The following is a 15,888-nucleotide window of genomic DNA, read 5'->3' as shown; positions in this document are numbered from 1 at the left end:
CGCCTCTATCCCGTAGGATAAAGACGTTCTTTCCGACCCGGACGGTATACCCGCCGAAGTCCCGATTGCTGTTTGTGTTTACATACGTTTCCAGGTCAGCCAACCACGTAAACGTTCACTGTCTGCACGCCGTTCATCAGCGCCTCGGTGTAGGTGTCGTAGTACAGGTCCACCAGGCAGGAACCATTCAGCAGAGACGTACCGGTATCGGTTGCAATTGCATAGCCATACACAAACCGTCCGTCGGTGCTGGCAATATACAGCTTGGTTCCGTAGGGGATCAGGGCGGGGTTGACCGCCACTGTGCCGCAGTACAGACCCAGACCGGAGGCGCCGCGCCCGCCGCTGGAACTGTAACCCGTAGCCCGGCCGGTATAAACCGCCTTGTAGCTGGACGGCACACCATTGACCACCTCAGGGCCGCTCACAGAAGAAACCGGCGCGCCGGCCTTGTAGGCCTTAATCACCGTATTCTGCGGTGCCACGGTCTGCACCACGCTGACCACCTGGCTGGACTCTACCGCACCGTCTACCACCCGCTCACGGCTGGTGATTTCGTTGGTGCCTTCATGACCGGTCTGCAGTGTCATGGTGCGGCTGCGGTTGCGGTAGAACAGACTGGTATACACATATTCGGTTTCGAAGGGGATGGACTCGTAGCTCACCGTATCCCGGTATTCAACCCGGTGCACGGTGACGGTGTCTCCCTCTTCCAGCTGGGTGTGCAGGCTGGGCTCGGTATAATCATGCTCGCCCAGGCTCACGCCCGTGGCATCCAGGGCATCTTCGACCGTACCGCCGCACAGCTGTGCGGTCAGGTTCTGGCCATCGGCTTCCACATACACCGGATAGGCACGCTGGATGCTGAGCGACGCCAGGTTCCCGGCATAGGCCGTGTAGTAGACCTCGTCATGGGCTTCGGCCACAATACCGGACAGTTCCATGATCTGGTCGGGGTCGTCGTGGGTAGTGATCAGAGTGCGGCGGTTGCCGTCGGAATCCGACACGTGCACGACATTCAACGAAAGGCTGAGGACAAACAGGGCAATCGACAGGCTGCACAGGGAGCCCAGCAGCGCCCAGACCCGGACCGGAATGGCCAGCCAGCGGCGCCGCAAGTGTTCTGTGAATTTTGTCATACGCTCTCCTTATCGGTTCCATGCGAGGGCATCATGTACCACCCGGTCCACAGGGCAGTACGGCGGCCTTTAAAGCATGGCAAGGCCGCGCCCGCGAAACCCGTTTGACGGCACAAACAATACTGTCAACGGGACGTGCTGTTCAGCACTTGTGGCATTGTATCAAATCCGGGAAAAAGCGTCAAACAGGAGAATTTACCCTTTTAAGCTTAATTTTTTTGAATTCCGTTTATTTTGAAAAATGTTCACTCGTTTTCTCTTCATAGCGTTGTTTAGCTTCTGTTTGCTTCTGTTTTTAATTATTTTTCAGGATATGTTTTCTAATATTACCTTTTTCTTCCATTTATATGCTTTCGTCAAACTGTCAAAATACCAGCATCTTGTATGTGTGTTTTGCACAACTTTTATGCAAAAAGCATTTTTTGTAAAGAAGTGCTTATTTTCTGTATACAGCATATTCCATAAGCCGATCTTGGCAAAGTCAGCGCAGCCAAATATACTTTCAGACCCGTGAACTTTGCTTGCCAATATTTTTTAGAACGCTGCTCGAATCCGCTATTTCATCAGAAATTTTTCGAATGCCTCTCATCTTATCTGACAAAACTGGAGTTCTCTGTGGCCGATAAGGAAAAGCCCCGGAAATCCGAAGATTTCCGGGGCTTTTGAACCAATTTGAACTGGTTTGGACAACCAATCAGCGCTTGCTGAACTGGGGAGCGCGACGGGCAGCCTTGAGGCCGTACTTCTTACGTTCCTTCATACGAGGATCGCGGGTCAGGAAGCCAGCCTTCTTCAGAGCAGGGCGCAGGTTCTCGTCGTACTGCAGCAGAGCACGGGACAGGCCGTGGCGGATAGCGCCAGCCTGGCCGGACACGCCGCCGCCGCCCACGCGGACCACGATGTCGAACTTGCCGTCCACATCGGCCACAGCCAGGGGCTGACGAACGATCAGCTTCAGGGTCTCCAGACCAAAGTAATCGTCGATGTCACGATCGTTGATGGTGATCTTGCCGGTGCCGGTGTACACGCGAACGCGGGCAACGGAATTCTTACGACGACCGGTGCCGTAGAAATAAGGTTTCGTCTCGTACATCTTCTATTGCCTCCTAATCAAAACTCGTAGATCTCGGGCTTCTGAGCGGCGTTGTCATGCTCGGCGCCCTTGTAGCAGCGCAGACGGGTCATGGCCTTGGCGCCCAGCGCGTTGGCCGGGATCATGCCCTTAACGGCCACGAACATGGCCTTGTCGGAATTCTCCGCCATCAGGGTCTTGTACTGGATCTCCTTCAGGCCGCCGATCCAGCCGGAATGAGTGCGGTAGTACTTCTTTTCCAGCTTCTTGCCGGTCAGAACCGCCTTGTCGCAGTTGATGATGATGACATGGTCGCCGCAATCCACGTTGGGGGTGAAGGTGACCTTGTTCTTGCCGCGCAGCAGCACAGCAGCCTGGGCGGCAACACGGCCCAGCGGCTTGCCGGCCGCATCGAGGACGTACCACTTGCGCGCCGCCTGGGCGGGCTTTGCCAGAGTAGTGCTCATAATCTATTTCCTCCCTGAAAGATTTGGTTTTTCGGTCAGGTCCGATTGGACGCAAGTTAGATTATAGGACATGAAATGCCGTTCGTCAAGACCTTTTTTGCAAAAATTTGATTTATTCCTGCGTTGCTTGCAAATGCTCTTGTTTTCTCTTGTATGCTCCCGTTTTCTCAATCTCTATTTTTACTTTTCCTTTTGGCTGGGAACCGAAAAATCGAAAACGGATGCAAAATCTTCTGTTATGCTATATACTATACCATAGTATATAGCAAAGGCGGACGTTTCGTCCGCAGAAAAGGAGTCTGCATGAAACTGTTTACCCGCATTCTGGCCGGAGCCGCCGCAATGCTCATACTGGCCGGCTGCGCCGCTTCCGAGCCGGCCATGACCGAAAGCGAACGGTTTGCCGCCTATACCCACGACCAGTTCTGCGAAACGGTAACCTCCAGTGCGCTGAACCTGAACTATACCCTGAGCCGCCCGGAAGAATGGGGGCTGGAACGGATGACCGAGAAGCCGTTCGGCGAACTGGACCTGGATTTTGCCGAAGCTGCGGAAGAGCTGAAAGCCGACCGGGAGGAACTGAACGGCTTTGACCGTTCTCAGCTGACCGAGGCGCAGCGGCTGACCTGGGACGCGCTGGATTTTTCCCTTACTACCCAGGAACAGGCCGTGGGCAAGGAACTGTACGACGATCTGCTGGGCCCGGTAACCGGCCAGCATGTCAACGTGCTCCTGAGCCTGGCAGAGTTCTCTTTCTACGAAAAAGCAGATCTGGACGTATACATGGCTCTATTGGAAGACCTGCCCCGCTACTTCGAATTTGTGGCTCAGTATGAAACCATGCGGGCCGATGCCGGGATGGTGGCTGCCGCCGAGACGCTGAATCAGGCCGCCGAATACTGCGAGATGATCGCCGCCGCGCCGGAAGACTGCCTGCTGGTAACCGGGTTTGCCGATCGTCTGGCCGAGCTGGACTGGCTGGAAGAATCCGACCGCGCTGCGTACGAAGCCCGCAACCGGGAACTGGTCTGCGGGCCGGTGGCCGAGGCATATCAGGCGCTGGGAGAATGTGCCCGGGAGCTGGCCGCTCAGGCCGGTGAGCCGCAGGGCCTGGCTGCCCGCCAGGACGACGGGGCGGACTACTACCAGCTTCTGGTGCGAGCCATGGTGGGCAGTGACCGTTCCATTGAAGACTACGAAAAGCTGCTGATTACCAGCATCAGCGAGGGGCTGACCGAAATGGGCATGCTCTATCAGCAGGACCCGGACGGTTATGAGGCGTTTTTCACCACCGTGCCGGCACAGGGCAGCCTGCCCCCGGAGGAGATCATTGCTCAGCTGCGGGAGGCCAGCAAGGAGGACTTCCCTGCCCTGGAGGAACTTCCCTATACCGTCAAGGATGTTCCCGCCGCGCTGGAGGAATATACCTCCCCTGCTTTCTTTATGATTCCGCCCATTGACAGCCAGGACAAAAACACCATCTATATCAACAACAGCGCGCTGGATGCCAGTTCTCTGTTCACCACCCTGGCACACGAGGGGTATCCCGGGCATCTGTACCAGACGGTGTACACCCAGCTGCTGGATCTGGATCCGCTGAACAACGAGCTCTCCGCCACCGGCTACGCCGAGGGCTGGGCCACCTATGTGGAACATGAATACGGCTACAGCTATCTGGACGAAAGTGACACCTACTGCCGTCTGGCCCGGCTGAACGGGCTGCTGTCCCTGGAGGTATCCGCCCTGGCAGACATCGGGGTGAACTGGGCCGGCTGGAGCGAGGACGATCTGGCCGCCTGGCTGGATATGCTGGGCTTCAACGGAGACGCCGCCGGCGATCTGATGGCACATGTGTGTGCCGAACCCGCCAACTATATGGCCTACGCCGCAGGGTATCTGGAATTTATGGAGTTGCGCAAGACCGCTGAGGACGCCTTGGGCGATGCGTTTGATACGCTGGAGTTCCACACCTGGCTGCTGGACCAGGGACCCGCGCCGTTCCCGGTGCTGGCCGAACGGCTGTCGGTCTGGCTGGAGGGCAGTTCCGCCCTGGATCAGGTCGCCTGACCTGGCAATCTGCCTGTTTTTGCCCCGCCGCGGCATAAAAAAGCCCGCGTCGGGGCATTTTTTTTGCAAAAAGCGGGTTCAAATCCGGCGGCGGTATGCTATAATAGTCGGGAATGTGAGGTGATGGGCCATGCAGCGGCTGGAAGGGCTGATGCGCAAAGCGATTCAGGATTATGAGATGCTTGCCCCGGGCGACCGGGTTTGTGTAGGCGTATCCGGCGGTAAGGACAGCGTGGCCCTTACCGTGGGCCTGGGCCGGCTGCGCCGGTATCTGGGTATCCCCTTTGAGGTAGTGGCGGTCACGCTGGATCCGCAGTTTGGCGGCCAGCCCATGGACTGCACCCCGCTGGAGGAATTGTTTGCCCGGGAACAGATTCCCTACCACATTCACCGCACCGATATCGGGCGGGTGGTGTTTGACCTGCGCAAGGAACCCAATCCCTGCGCGCTCTGCGCCAAGCTGCGCCGGGGTACGCTGCACACCGCAGCACTGGAACTGGGCTGCAACAAGGTAGCGCTGGGCCACCATCTGGATGATGCGATTGAGACCTTTTATATGAACCTGTGGCGGGAGGGGCGGCTGGGCTGCTTCTCCCCGGTGACCTGGCTGGACCGTCGCAAGCTGACCCTGATCCGGCCGCTGCTGCTGGCCACCGAAGCCCAGGTAACCACTGCGGTACGTCACGCCGGGCTGCCGGTTGTGAAGAGCCGCTGCCCGGCCGACGGCGCCACCGTGCGGCAGGACACCAAAGATTTTGTTCGGCGGATGGCGCGGGAAGACCCGGCTTTCCGCCAGAAGATGCTGGGCGCTTTGCAGGACAACGGCCTGGACGGCTGGAAGCCCCTGCACACCGGCCGCGGGCTGGGCGCTCAGGCGGGGAAACGGGAGAGAGATGCGGAATGAACTTTGAAAAGCATTGCTGGGCGGAGATTGATCTGGACGCACTGCGTCACAACTACCGCCTGATTGACCGGCTGGCCGGGCCGGCCAAGGTATGCGCCGTGCTGAAAGCCGACGCCTACGGCCATGGCGACGTGATGACGGCCCAGGTCCTGGCCCAGGAGGGCGCGGAGTGGTTTGCGGTGAGCAGCCTGTCCGAAGCGCTGCACCTGCGCCGGGCCGGGCTGGAACAGCCCATTCTTGTATTGGGGCACACCGATCCGGCCCAGGCCATCGTGCTGCACCGCCAGCGGATCATCCAGACGGTATACAGCCCGGACTATGCGGCCGCGCTGTCTGACGCGGCAGTGGCCGCCCGCTGTACGGTACAGGTACACCTCAAAGTAGACACCGGTATGGGGCGGATCGGCTTTGGCGCGCTGGGCGACGAGGCCGGCGCGGTGCGTCAGCTGGCCGCCTGCTGGCAGCTGCCCGGGCTGGAGGTGTGCGGTATGTTCCAGCACTTTTCGGTGGCAGACAGTACCGAGCCGGAGGACATCGCCTACACCGAGCGGCAGCACAGCCTGTTCTGCCGGGTGCGGGACGCGCTGCAGGCCCTGGGGCTGGATACCGGACTGACCCACTGCTGCAACTCCGCCGGGCTGGTGACCCACCCGGAGTGGGGGCTGGATCTGGTGCGGGCCGGCATCATTCTGTACGGCATTGATCCCAGCGACCAGGTATGTCTGCCCGGTCTGCGGCCGGTGCTGCAGCTAAAAGCCACCGTAAGTCAGGTCAAGGAGCTGCATCCGGGTGAAAGCGTAAGCTATGGCCGCGCCTTTACCGCCGAACACACCATGCGGGTGGCCACCCTCTGCGCTGGCTACGCGGACGGCTATCCCCGCCTGCTCTCCGGCAAAGGGCTTGTCTGCCTGCGCGGCAAGGCCGCCCCTGTGCTGGGCCGCGTATGCATGGACCAGATGGTGGTGGACGTGAGTGCCATTCCTGAGGTACACAGCGGCGATGAAGCCGTTCTGTTCGGCACCGGAGGCCCCGGTGATACTGTCTGTACCGTGGCGGCCAAGACCGGTACGATCCCCTATGAAATTCTTTGCGGCGTAACCCGCCGGGTGCCCCGGGTATACCGGGAGCAGAACCGTGTGGTGGAGATCGCCGATTTTCTGACCCAGCCGTAAGGGCCGGGCACGACGACTGAAAGGAGAACCCCCGTTGGCAAGAGATAATATCCGCAATTTCTGTATCATCGCCCATATCGACCACGGCAAATCCACCCTGGCTGACCGTATTCTGGAAAAGACCCACAGTGTGGACGAACGCCAGATGGAGGACCAGCTTCTGGATGACATGGAGCTGGAACGGGAACGGGGCATCACCATCAAAGCCCGTGCCGTGACCCTGAATTACACCTCCCGCAGCGGCGAGAACTATGAGTTCAACCTGATCGACACCCCGGGCCACGTGGACTTTGGCTACGAGGTGAGCCGCAGCCTGGCCGCCTGTGAAGGCGCAATCCTGGTGGTGGACTCCAGCCAGGGTGTGGAAGCCCAGACCCTGGCCAACACCTATATGGCGCTGGAGCACGATCTGGAACTGGTGCCCATTCTGAACAAGATCGACCTGCCCAGCGCTGAACCCGACCGGGTGGCCCAGGAAGTGGAGGATGTGATTGGCCTGCCCTGCCTGGACGCGCCCCGGGTGAGCGCCAAACTGGGCACCGGCATCGAGGATGTGCTGGAGCGGGTGATCACCGACATTCCCGCCCCTAAGGGGGATGAGAATGCCCCGCTGAAGGCTCTGATCTTTGACAGCGTATACGACAGCTACAAGGGCGTTATCGTATACATCCGGGTGTTTGACGGTACCCTCAAGCCCGGCGACACGGTAAAGATGATGGCCACCGGGGCCCAGTTCACCCTGGTGGAGGTGGGCCATATGGGTGCTACCAGCCTGTCCCCCTGTGACAAGCTCTGTGCCGGCGAGGTAGGCTATCTGACCGCCAGCATCAAGACGGTGCGGGATACCCGGGTGGGCGACACCGTGACCCTGGCCTCTGCCCCCTGTGCCGAGGCGCTGCCTGGCTACCGCAAGGTAACCCCGATGGTGTTCTGCGGTATCTACACCGTGGATGGCGCCAAATACCCCGACCTGAAAGATGCGCTGGAAAAGCTGCAGCTGAACGATGCGTCCCTGAGTTTTGAGCCGGAGACCAGCGCGGCGCTGGGATTTGGCTTCCGGTGCGGCTTTTTGGGCCTGCTGCATCTGGATATCATTACCCAGCGTTTGGAACGGGAATTTGATCTGGACCTGATCACCACCGCCCCCAGCGTGGAATACCGGGTCACCCTGACCGACGGCACCCAGATGACCATTGAAAACCCGTCGGATTATCCTGATCCAGGCCGCATCGCCAAGCAGGAAGAGCCCATTGTGGAAGCCCATCTGTACACCCCCACCGAATATGTGGGCAGCCTGATGGATCTGTGCCAGGACCGGCGGGGCACCCTGATCGACATGAAGTATCTGGATGCCACCCGCGTGGACCTGCACTACGAATTGCCGCTGGGCGAGATCGTGTATGACTTCTTTGACGCCATCAAGAGCCGCAGCCGGGGCTATGCCAGCTACGACTACGAGATGAAGGGCTTCAAGGAGAGCAAGCTGGTCAAGCTGGACATGCTGTTGAACGGCGAGATGGTGGACGCGCTGAGCATGATCGTGCACGCGGACAAAGCCTACGCCAAGGGCCGCCGCCTGGCCGAACGGCTCAAGGAGAACATTCCCCGCCAGATGTTTGAAATCCCCATTCAGGCGGCCATCGGCGGCAAGGTAATTGCCCGCGAGACGGTAAAAGCCATGCGCAAGGACGTGCTGGCCAAGTGTTACGGCGGCGATATTACCCGTAAGAAGAAGCTGCTGGAAAAGCAGAAAGAAGGCAAAAAGAAGATGCGCCAGCTGGGCAGCGTACAGCTTCCCAGCGAGGCATTTACCGCGGTGCTCAAGCTGGACGAGGACTGAGGATACGCAAAACGGGCGGAAACCGGATGGGTTTCCGCCCGCTTTTATTTTCGCATCGTGCGCAACATGAATACATATCCTGCGGTCAGTGCGGCGGCCAACCCCGCTGCCAGCAGGCGAAGAGCCAAGGGCTTTTGGGCCACCAGCGCATACAGGGTCAGTGTTCCTGCAGCCAGCACGAATACCAGTGTCAGAAGCCCTTTTGCCAGGATCCGTATCCATCGCGGCGCACCGGACAGGCCCGCCATCTCCGTCAGCAGGTCCAGAAGTATCTCCATGCCTGTTCCCTCCCCGGCTTTTCTCTGAATCCAGTATAGCACAGGGATTTGCAGGCATGCAACAAACTGTTTCTTGCCCGGCGGCAGGCGGAATGCTATACTGGTGGCAGCAAAACGCAGAGGTGATCGTATGGAAAATCCGAACAGAACTTCGGAGGGGTTTGGCCCCCGGCTGGCCGGACTGCGCCGGGCTGCCGGCCTGACCCAGCAACAGCTGGCCGAGCGGCTGTATGTAACCCGGCAGGCGGTCTCCCGCTGGGAAAGCGGCCGCACGCAGCCGGATCTGGCTGGCCTGCAGGGGTTGGCGCAGGCGCTGGGCTGCACGCTGGAACAGCTGGTAGGCGGTCTGGAACCGCCCGCCGGGCCGGACGAGGGGCTGCGGCGTACCTGCCGGTGGGTATTCTGGAGCAAGGTACTGCTGGCGGCCGTACAGATCGGCCTTTGGCTGTGGATGGGTAAGCCTGCCGGGGTCTGGCTGCCGGCCATTTTGCTGCTCTGCGACGGTAGCGTATACCTGCCGCTGGAAGCAATGGTGCGCAGCGGGGATTTCACTCTGCTGGCAGGATTTGACCGGCGGCTGCATTACCACCGGCCCACCCTGATCCGGATGGTGCAGATGATTGATTTAACCGTACAGCTGAACGGGCTGGCCTGGATCCTGATCGGTTTTCTGCTCTGCCTGCCCATGTCTGCCGAAACCTGGCAATGGGGTTTCCCGGTGCTTGTGGTGGGATATATTCTGGGAATGCTGGTCGGCATTTTTATGGTTAACTTCAAATACAACTCTTCCCTGCTGCCCGATGAGGGCGAGCGGCGCCGCAGCCACGCTTCGCTGCCAGTGCTGGTGATCTGGGGTGTGGTGTTCTGCATCCAGCTGGGGCTGTGCATCGGGCTGGCGGTGGTATACCGTATTCCCAACAACACGCCCGGGGCCCTGGTTCAGATGGGCTGGGGGATGCCGGGCATGGTCCTGAGTTTCGCGCTGCTGTTCTGGGAGATGCACCGGGCCGACAAATCCGCGCAGGCGGGCGCGCACTGGCGGCCCGGGCGGGCATTCTGGCTGCTGCTGGCCGGTTGCCTCCTCTGTGCGGCTATGCAGTGGGGCGCGGCCATTGCCTATGCGGACGGCGGCATCCTGCACTGAATTCTTTTCTTCTTTACACAGCAAAATCCCCCGACAGAGCCACAGAACGCTCTGCCGGGGGATTTTTATGCCTTATTGATCACCGGGATCAAACCGGATGGGACTTGTTGGCGAAGTTTACATGATCGCCATCCACACCGGCCAGCTTGTTGTTGCGGGTCTCGAAGAACTTGGGCGCAACCTGCGGGAACATCGCGTAGGTCAGGGCGTCCTCTTCCTGGATGGACCACTTCTCGGCTTCCTTCTTCAGCTTCTCCATCTCAGGCTGCAGCAGGTCGGCCGGACGGCAGGTGATGGGCTCCTCGTCGCCCAGGATCTGCTTGGTGAACTCGGGGCTGATGGGGGCGGGAGTACGGCCGTAATCGCCGTGCACCAGGCCCTTGAACTCCTTGGTGACCATCTTGTAGCGCTCGCCCAGGATCACGTTGAACACCGCCTGGGTGCCCACGATCTGGCTGGTGGGGGTAACCAGCGGCGGATAGCCGGAGTCCTTGCGGACACGGGGGATCTCCTGCAGAACGGCATCCAGCTGATCTTCCTTGCCGGCATCCTTCAGCTGCTTGAGCAGGTTGGACAGCATGCCGCCCGGCACCTGGTACAGCAGAGTGTTGGCGTCCACGCCCAGCATCTTGGGGCTGAGCTGGCCGCTGGCCAGGTACTTCTCACGCAGCTTGGCGAAGTGCGCGCGCACCACGTTCAGCTTCTTCAGATCCAGGCCGGTGTCGTACTCGGTGCCCTGCAGGGCCGCCACCAGGCTCTCGGTGGGCATATGAGAGGTGCCCAGAGCCAGCGGGCTGATGGAGGTATCGATGATGTCCGCGCCAGCCTCGATGCCCTTCAGGATGGACATGGAAGCCAGACCGGAGGTGTAATGGCTGTGGATATCCACAGGGATGGAGATGGTAGCCTTCAGTTCCTTCACCAGCTCGGAAGCGGCGTAGGGGGTCAGCAGGCCGGCCATATCCTTGATGCAGATGGAGTGCGCGCCCATCTCTTCCAGGGTCTTGGCATACTTGGCGAAGTACTCATTGGAGTGCACCGGGCTCAGGGTGTAGCTGATGCAGCCCTGCACATGGGCCTTCTCCTTGATGGCAGCCTTGATAGCGGTCTCCAGGTTGCGGGGATCGTTCAAAGCGTCGAAGATGCGCAGGATGTCGATGCCGTTGGCGACGGACTTCTGCACGAAGTACTCCACCGCGTCGTCGGCATAATGACGGTAGCCCAGCATGTTCTGGCCGCGGAACAGCATCTGCAGCTTGGTGTCGGGCATTTCCTTGCGCAGGATACGCAGGCGCTCCCAGGGATCTTCGTCCAGGAAACGGATGCAGGCGTCAAAGGTTGCGCCGCCCCAGCATTCCACCGAGAAGTAGCCCACCTCGTTCATCGCGGGGAGGACGGGCCGCATCTCGTCCATGGTCATACGGGTGGCGATCAGCGACTGATGGGAGTCGCGCAGGGCGACTTCCGTAATCTTAACAGGCTTTGCCATGTTGTTCACCTCGCGTTTCTCTTAGTTCATGCTCACCAGCAGGTCGCCGGAGTTGACGCTGTCGCCCTTGTTCACATGCACGCCGGCAACGGTGCCGTCCTGCGGGGCAACGATCTCGTTCTCCATCTTCATGGCTTCCAGGATGACCAGGATGTCACCGGCCTTCACAGAGGCGCCGGCGGCTACCTTCACGTCCAGGATGGTGCCGGGCATGGGGGCGCTCACCTTAACGGAGCCGGCCGCAGCGGGAGCAGCGGCAGGAGCAGCAGGAGCGGGCGCAGCGGCGGGAGCCGGAGCGGCAGGAGCGGCCACGGGAGCAGCGGCGGGAGCGGCAGCGCCGCCAGCCTCTTCCACTGCAACGCTGTAGGTGGTGCCGTTAACGGTAATATTGTAGTATTTCATGAGAATGGCCTCCTTTAATCTGTTCGATCCATGTATGACGGTTTGCGGCGATTACAGCGCCATGTTGCCATGCTTCTTGGGCAGGCGCTGGGTGCGCTTGGTGGCCAGCATATCCAGAGCAGCGGCCAGGGTGCTGCGCACCTGGGCGGGGGCCACGGCAAAGTCGGCCACACCGGCGGCCAGAGCGGCGTCGGCGCTGCAGCTTTCCGCAGCGTAGGCGGAAGCCTTGGCGGCGGTGGCGTTCACGATGTTGTCGCTGGCATCCAGTTCATCCTTGTACAGGACGGTGACGGCCACCTTCGGGTCCACAGCGGACACGGTGCAGCCCTGCACAGCGATGGTCAGGTCGGCGTTGGCCAGAGCGGTGTAGACAGGGCCCACGGCCTTGCCGGTGAGCACTGCCACACGGGCGGTGGTGGCGTCGGCGTAGGTGCCGGCCAAACGGGCAGCCTCACGGATGGCGCCGGCCACGTCCTCGCTGACGGAAGCGGAGAAGCCCTCGCTGTTGACCAGGGTCACAACAGGCAGGCTGAACGCATCGCACAGACGGACAAAGCGGGCAGCCTTGGACACGCTGTAACGGCACAGAGCGCCCGGCTCGGTAGCCACAACGCCCACAGGGTTGCCGGCCACGGTGGCCAGAGCGGTGTACACGCCCTTGGCAAAGCCGCCGAACAGCTCCACGGCGCTGTCCGCATCCACCACAGCGGCGGCAGCACCGGCAGCGGTGTACTTGTTCAGGTCCAGGGCGGCAGCGGGCTCGGCCGCATCAAACATAGCGGGAGCGGACAGGTTATTGGCAGGCAGCATAGCCACCAGGCGGGCAGCGGTGGCCACAGCCTCGGCGGCGTCCTTGGCCACAACAGCGGCCACACCGGCCTTGGCGGCCAGCTCGGCAGAGCCGGCGCCCTCTACCTTGTCACCGGCAGCAGCGCTGGTGAAGGGGGCGGTAAAGAAGATCTCGCAGCCCTCGGCGGCGATGCACACGTCGGCAGCAGCAGCAGCCAGCGCGCTGGAAACACCGCAGACACCGGTCACGACAGCCAGCTGCGGCACAACGCCGGAGATCTGGGCAATCTTCTCGGTCCAGCGGGCCTGCGCGGTCAGCACACCCAGGCCCTCGGACAGGCAGGCACCGGTGGAATCATAGAAGGTCACGACCGGGTTGCCGGTCTTGACAGCCATGTCCAGCACCTTGACGCACTTGTCCACATCGGCCACGGTGACGGCCTCGCCGTCCTGACAGATGGCGTACACCGGCTGCCCGTTTGCACTGCCGAACGCGGCACTTACCGCGCTGCGGGCAAACAGGACCGTATAGGCGCCTTCGTCAAAAAACGAGGCAAGGATCTGCTCTTTGCCAAAAGTTTTAGAAGCCATAAACAGCCCTCCTGCTAAAAATAATCCAAATTGGTTCTATTATACTACTTTGTCAAATACCTCACAAGAGGATTTTGACAATTTGCGGCAAAACAGGCAAAATTCATCTGCAGAAATGAAAAAGCCTTTCATTGGGGATCGGATCCGGGCAGCCTTTGAACCAGGCGTCCCGCCAGCGGACCAGTTCCGGCTGGCCGGAAAGCGCAAAAGCAGTTGCGCCCGCGTTCTCCCCTGCTGCCACTGCGGCGCGCACCGCGCCGTCCAGCAGGGACGGATCGCTGACCTGCACCTCCAGCACCCGGGTACAGCCCGGCTCTACCGTAAACAGGCAATGGCCCCGGTACTCCGGCCCGTCCATAATCACATACCCGCGCACTTCGCCGGAAAAGCGGCCCTGCACCAGGCTGTCCAGCACTTCGGGCTCCTCCACGGGGATCATCCGGATCATCGCTTTACCCCCTTGCGCGCGGCAGGGCGGGCGGGGCGCTTGGGCGCCTCGGCGCGGGCGGCGGCACGGGCCTGGCTGGCCTGGGTACGTGCCCGGGCCTGGCCCTTGACGGCGGCGGCGCGCAGGGCGTTTACCTCGCTGCGGGTGAGTTCCCGGTACTGGCCCGGCTGCAGCATGCCCAGCTTGACCGCGCCCATGGCGCTGCGGCGCAGCCGCACCACCTCCAGCCCCACGGCTTCGCACATGCGGCGGATCTGGCGGTTCTTGCCTTCCTTGATGGTCATCTCCAGCACGGTACGGCCCGGCTCGTCGGTAACCACGTTGATGACGGCGGGCTGGGTGCGCACGCCGTCATCCAGCACCACGCCCTCGCTCAGGGCCACCACCTGTTCCTCGGTGGCGCGGGGGTGTACCGTGACCCGGTACAGCTTGCTGACCCCGTGGGAGGGGTGCATCATCAGGTTGGCAAAGGAACCGTCGTTGGTGAGCAGGATCATCCCCTCACTGTCCTTGTCCAGACGGCCCACCGGGAACACCCGCACCGGGTAATCCGCCACCAGATCCATCACCGTCTTGCGGCCCAGCTCATCGCTGGTGGTGGTCACATAGCCCCGGGGCTTGTGCAGCATCAGATAGCACATCTCCTGCTTTTTCTGCAGCCAGACCCGCTGGCCGTCCACACTGAGCACGTCCCGGTTGGGGTCCATCTTGTCCCCCAGGCCCACCGGATGGCCGTTCACCTTGACCCGGCCCTCCCGGATGATCTGCTCAGCCGCCCGGCGGGAGCAGTAGCCCTGCTCGGACAGCACTTTTTGAATTCTCGTCAATGCCATAAACTTTTACTCCGTCCTTATCTTCTGAAAAAGGGGCGGAAAGCCCCCGCCGGCAAGCATGATCGCCTGCAAGCCGGTCATTCGGTCGCTTCTCCGCCCGGTTTCTCTTCCTTGTCCTTTTTGAGCAGCTCGCTGAGTTTGTCCACCAGTTCCGGCACCATGTTCAGCGCACGATCCACCGTGCTGGCGTGATCAGCCAGCTGAATGGTGCGCACATTGCCGTTCTGGATAACCAGGAACGCGATAGGCGAGATGGAGACCCCCGCCCCGCCGCCGCCGCCGAACAGGTCCTTATTGGTTTTGCTGCCAATGTCCGACCCGCCGGAGGCAAAGCCGAAAGTAACCTTGGAAATGGGCAGAATGGTTACGCCTTCCGCCGCGTTGATCGGGGCGCCTACGATGGTGTCGGCGTCCACCATCTCCCGGATTTTTTCCATTGTGACGCCCATCAGGCCCTGAATCGGATGTTCCGCCATGGGGAGCCCTCCTTATATAGATTGTGTTTCGGCAAGCTGCCGCAGACGGTACAGACCGTATACAGCTGCTGCTACCATTATAAACACCCGGGCGGTGATTTTACAAGAAAAATGTTCTTCGCCCGTATGTTCGCCCAGATAATCGGCCACCGGCTGCACCTGGTCGCACTGCAGCCGCACCAGGTTCTGCACAAGGCCGGTCACATTGCCCCACGCCGCACAGAACTGACCGTAACGCAGGGCGGTCTCGGCGGCGTCCTCCCCCTGGAGAGGCCAGTACAGCCGCACCGCATGCACCCGCAGACCGGCGAGGATCCGTTTGCCTACCGCGCCCACCGTGGGCAGCAGATCCAGAATCCGGCGCAGCGGAACGCCCGCCACAGAGAGTTCTTTTTTGGGTTCAGGCGCCGGGCGGGGCGATGGGGCCGGGGCAGCAGCCGCCGTTCCGGTTTGCTGCGCGCTGCGGGCGGCGGGCGGGGTGGACGGCGGGGTTTGCTCTTTCTTTTCCGGCGCCGCATTCTCCGGCGGTGTCGGGGCGGCCGCGGCTACAGGAGCCTTGGCGCGCTTTTTGCGGCGCGGCCGCTCTTTTTTTGCCCGGGGCGGCGGTTCCGGCCAAAGCTGCCGGGTGTAGAACAGCACCCGCAGACGGGCGGTGAATTGCTCGTGGGCATATTCCAGCTGTATGGTAACCGGCACCAGCAGGAGCAGAAGCAACAGGATCACAAGCACCGCAAGCAGCCAGCCCAGCGCCTTGAGCGCCAGCAGCAGGGCGCCCAT

Annotated in this window: 16 protein-coding genes; 5 read left to right on the top strand and 11 right to left on the bottom strand. The window is 61.1% G+C overall.

Annotated features, from left to right (window positions below; translation table 11 throughout):
* Positions 1-95 precede the first annotated feature (95 nt).
* The 3 genes from B5E65_RS01180 to rplM form a co-directional block, all read right to left on the bottom strand.
* Entirely contained in the window at positions 96-1,139 is a 1,044-nt protein-coding gene (locus B5E65_RS01180) for a 3D domain-containing protein (protein ID WP_087169947.1), read from the bottom strand.
* A 694-nt stretch (positions 1,140-1,833) separates the two neighbouring features.
* The gene (gene rpsI, locus B5E65_RS01175; protein ID WP_087169946.1) at positions 1,834-2,232 is read right to left on the bottom strand and encodes a 30S ribosomal protein S9; all 399 of its coding nucleotides are present in this window, start codon (positions 2,230-2,232) and stop codon (positions 1,834-1,836) included.
* 17 nt (positions 2,233-2,249) lie between these two features.
* A complete protein-coding gene (gene rplM / locus B5E65_RS01170; protein ID WP_087169945.1) occupies positions 2,250-2,678 on the bottom strand; it encodes a 50S ribosomal protein L13 in 429 nt (142 codons plus the stop codon).
* Positions 2,679-2,981: 303 nt separating this feature from the next.
* On the opposite strand from rplM, the gene B5E65_RS01165 reads away from it, so the two are divergent.
* The 4 genes from B5E65_RS01165 to lepA all read left to right on the top strand — a co-directional run bounded on the left by B5E65_RS01165 (position 2,982) and on the right by lepA (position 8,661).
* Complete coding sequence (locus B5E65_RS01165) at positions 2,982-4,745, top strand: DUF885 domain-containing protein (protein WP_158098479.1); 1,764 nt, start codon at positions 2,982-2,984, stop codon at positions 4,743-4,745.
* Between the two features lie 130 nt (positions 4,746-4,875).
* Positions 4,876-5,649, top strand: coding sequence for a tRNA 2-thiocytidine biosynthesis TtcA family protein (locus B5E65_RS01160; RefSeq protein ID WP_087169943.1), 774 nt, complete (start codon positions 4,876-4,878; stop codon positions 5,647-5,649).
* Positions 5,646-6,821, top strand: coding sequence for an alanine racemase (gene alr, locus B5E65_RS01155; protein ID WP_087169942.1), 1,176 nt, complete (start codon positions 5,646-5,648; stop codon positions 6,819-6,821). The genes B5E65_RS01160 and alr overlap by 4 nt, the downstream gene beginning before the upstream one ends.
* A 34-nt stretch (positions 6,822-6,855) precedes the next feature.
* Entirely contained in the window at positions 6,856-8,661 is a 1,806-nt protein-coding gene (gene lepA / locus B5E65_RS01150) for a translation elongation factor 4 (protein ID WP_087169941.1), read from the top strand.
* A gap of 44 nt (positions 8,662-8,705) precedes the next feature.
* Here lepA and B5E65_RS01145 read toward each other — a convergent pair whose 3' ends face one another.
* A complete protein-coding gene (locus B5E65_RS01145; RefSeq protein ID WP_087169940.1) occupies positions 8,706-8,939 on the bottom strand; it encodes a hypothetical protein in 234 nt (77 codons plus the stop codon).
* Positions 8,940-9,069: 130 nt separating this feature from the next.
* Between B5E65_RS01145 and B5E65_RS01140 the strand changes: the two genes are divergently transcribed.
* Positions 9,070-10,083 (top strand): helix-turn-helix domain-containing protein, encoded by a 1,014-nt coding sequence (locus tag B5E65_RS01140; protein WP_087169939.1) that lies wholly within the window; start codon positions 9,070-9,072, stop codon positions 10,081-10,083.
* A gap of 88 nt (positions 10,084-10,171) precedes the next feature.
* On the opposite strand, the gene B5E65_RS01135 is transcribed toward B5E65_RS01140, so the two are convergent.
* The 7 genes from B5E65_RS01135 to B5E65_RS01105 form a co-directional block, all read right to left on the bottom strand.
* Positions 10,172-11,572 carry an oxaloacetate decarboxylase subunit alpha gene (locus B5E65_RS01135; RefSeq protein WP_087169938.1) on the bottom strand — a complete coding sequence of 467 codons (1,401 nt, stop codon included), beginning with the start codon at positions 11,570-11,572 and terminating at the stop codon, positions 10,172-10,174.
* A gap of 21 nt (positions 11,573-11,593) precedes the next feature.
* Entirely contained in the window at positions 11,594-11,974 is a 381-nt protein-coding gene (locus tag B5E65_RS01130) for a biotin/lipoyl-containing protein (protein WP_087169937.1), read from the bottom strand.
* 51 nt (positions 11,975-12,025) lie between these two features.
* Complete coding sequence (locus tag B5E65_RS01125) at positions 12,026-13,354, bottom strand: carboxyl transferase domain-containing protein (RefSeq protein WP_087169936.1); 1,329 nt, start codon at positions 13,352-13,354, stop codon at positions 12,026-12,028.
* A gap of 103 nt (positions 13,355-13,457) precedes the next feature.
* Positions 13,458-13,802, bottom strand: coding sequence for a hypothetical protein (locus B5E65_RS01120; protein ID WP_087169935.1), 345 nt, complete (start codon positions 13,800-13,802; stop codon positions 13,458-13,460).
* Entirely contained in the window at positions 13,799-14,635 is an 837-nt protein-coding gene (locus B5E65_RS01115) for a pseudouridine synthase (protein WP_087169934.1), read from the bottom strand. The genes B5E65_RS01120 and B5E65_RS01115 overlap by 4 nt, the downstream gene beginning before the upstream one ends.
* Positions 14,636-14,712: 77 nt before the next feature.
* Positions 14,713-15,111, bottom strand: coding sequence for a GerW family sporulation protein (ytfJ, locus tag B5E65_RS01110; RefSeq protein WP_087169933.1), 399 nt, complete (start codon positions 15,109-15,111; stop codon positions 14,713-14,715).
* A gap of 12 nt (positions 15,112-15,123) precedes the next feature.
* Positions 15,124-15,888, bottom strand: coding sequence for a hypothetical protein (locus B5E65_RS01105; protein ID WP_087169932.1), 765 nt, complete (start codon positions 15,886-15,888; stop codon positions 15,124-15,126).

The sequence above is a fragment of the Gemmiger sp. An120 genome (assembly GCF_002160955.1).
In the GTDB taxonomy this organism is placed as follows: Bacteria; Bacillota; Clostridia; order Oscillospirales; family Ruminococcaceae; genus Gemmiger_A; species Gemmiger_A avium.
The sequence above is the reverse complement of the archived record's forward strand: the minus strand, read 5'-3'. Positions and strand labels throughout refer to the sequence as shown.

Bases quoted from the DNA above. Each gene is read 5' to 3' on its own strand.
- B5E65_RS01180 (WP_087169947.1), bottom strand. From the start codon at position 1,139: ATGACAAAATTCACAGAACACTTGCGGCGCCGCTGGCTGGCCATTCCG.
- rpsI (WP_087169946.1), bottom strand. From the start codon at position 2,232: ATGTACGAGACGAAACCTTATTTCTACGGCACCGGTCGTCGTAAGAAT.
- rplM (WP_087169945.1), bottom strand. From the start codon at position 2,678: ATGAGCACTACTCTGGCAAAGCCCGCCCAGGCGGCGCGCAAGTGGTAC.
- B5E65_RS01165 (WP_158098479.1), top strand. From the start codon at position 2,982: ATGAAACTGTTTACCCGCATTCTGGCCGGAGCCGCCGCAATGCTCATA.
- B5E65_RS01160 (WP_087169943.1), top strand. From the start codon at position 4,876: ATGCAGCGGCTGGAAGGGCTGATGCGCAAAGCGATTCAGGATTATGAG.
- alr (WP_087169942.1), top strand. From the start codon at position 5,646: ATGAACTTTGAAAAGCATTGCTGGGCGGAGATTGATCTGGACGCACTG.
- B5E65_RS01145 (WP_087169940.1), bottom strand. From the start codon at position 8,939: ATGGAGATACTTCTGGACCTGCTGACGGAGATGGCGGGCCTGTCCGGT.
- B5E65_RS01140 (WP_087169939.1), top strand. From the start codon at position 9,070: ATGGAAAATCCGAACAGAACTTCGGAGGGGTTTGGCCCCCGGCTGGCC.
- B5E65_RS01135 (WP_087169938.1), bottom strand. From the start codon at position 11,572: ATGGCAAAGCCTGTTAAGATTACGGAAGTCGCCCTGCGCGACTCCCAT.
- B5E65_RS01130 (WP_087169937.1), bottom strand. From the start codon at position 11,974: ATGAAATACTACAATATTACCGTTAACGGCACCACCTACAGCGTTGCA.
- B5E65_RS01125 (WP_087169936.1), bottom strand. From the start codon at position 13,354: ATGGCTTCTAAAACTTTTGGCAAAGAGCAGATCCTTGCCTCGTTTTTT.
- B5E65_RS01120 (WP_087169935.1), bottom strand. From the start codon at position 13,802: ATGATCCGGATGATCCCCGTGGAGGAGCCCGAAGTGCTGGACAGCCTG.
- B5E65_RS01115 (WP_087169934.1), bottom strand. From the start codon at position 14,635: ATGGCATTGACGAGAATTCAAAAAGTGCTGTCCGAGCAGGGCTACTGC.
- ytfJ (WP_087169933.1), bottom strand. From the start codon at position 15,111: ATGGCGGAACATCCGATTCAGGGCCTGATGGGCGTCACAATGGAAAAA.
- B5E65_RS01105 (WP_087169932.1), bottom strand. From the start codon at position 15,888: ATGGGCGCCCTGCTGCTGGCGCTCAAGGCGCTGGGCTGGCTGCTTGCG.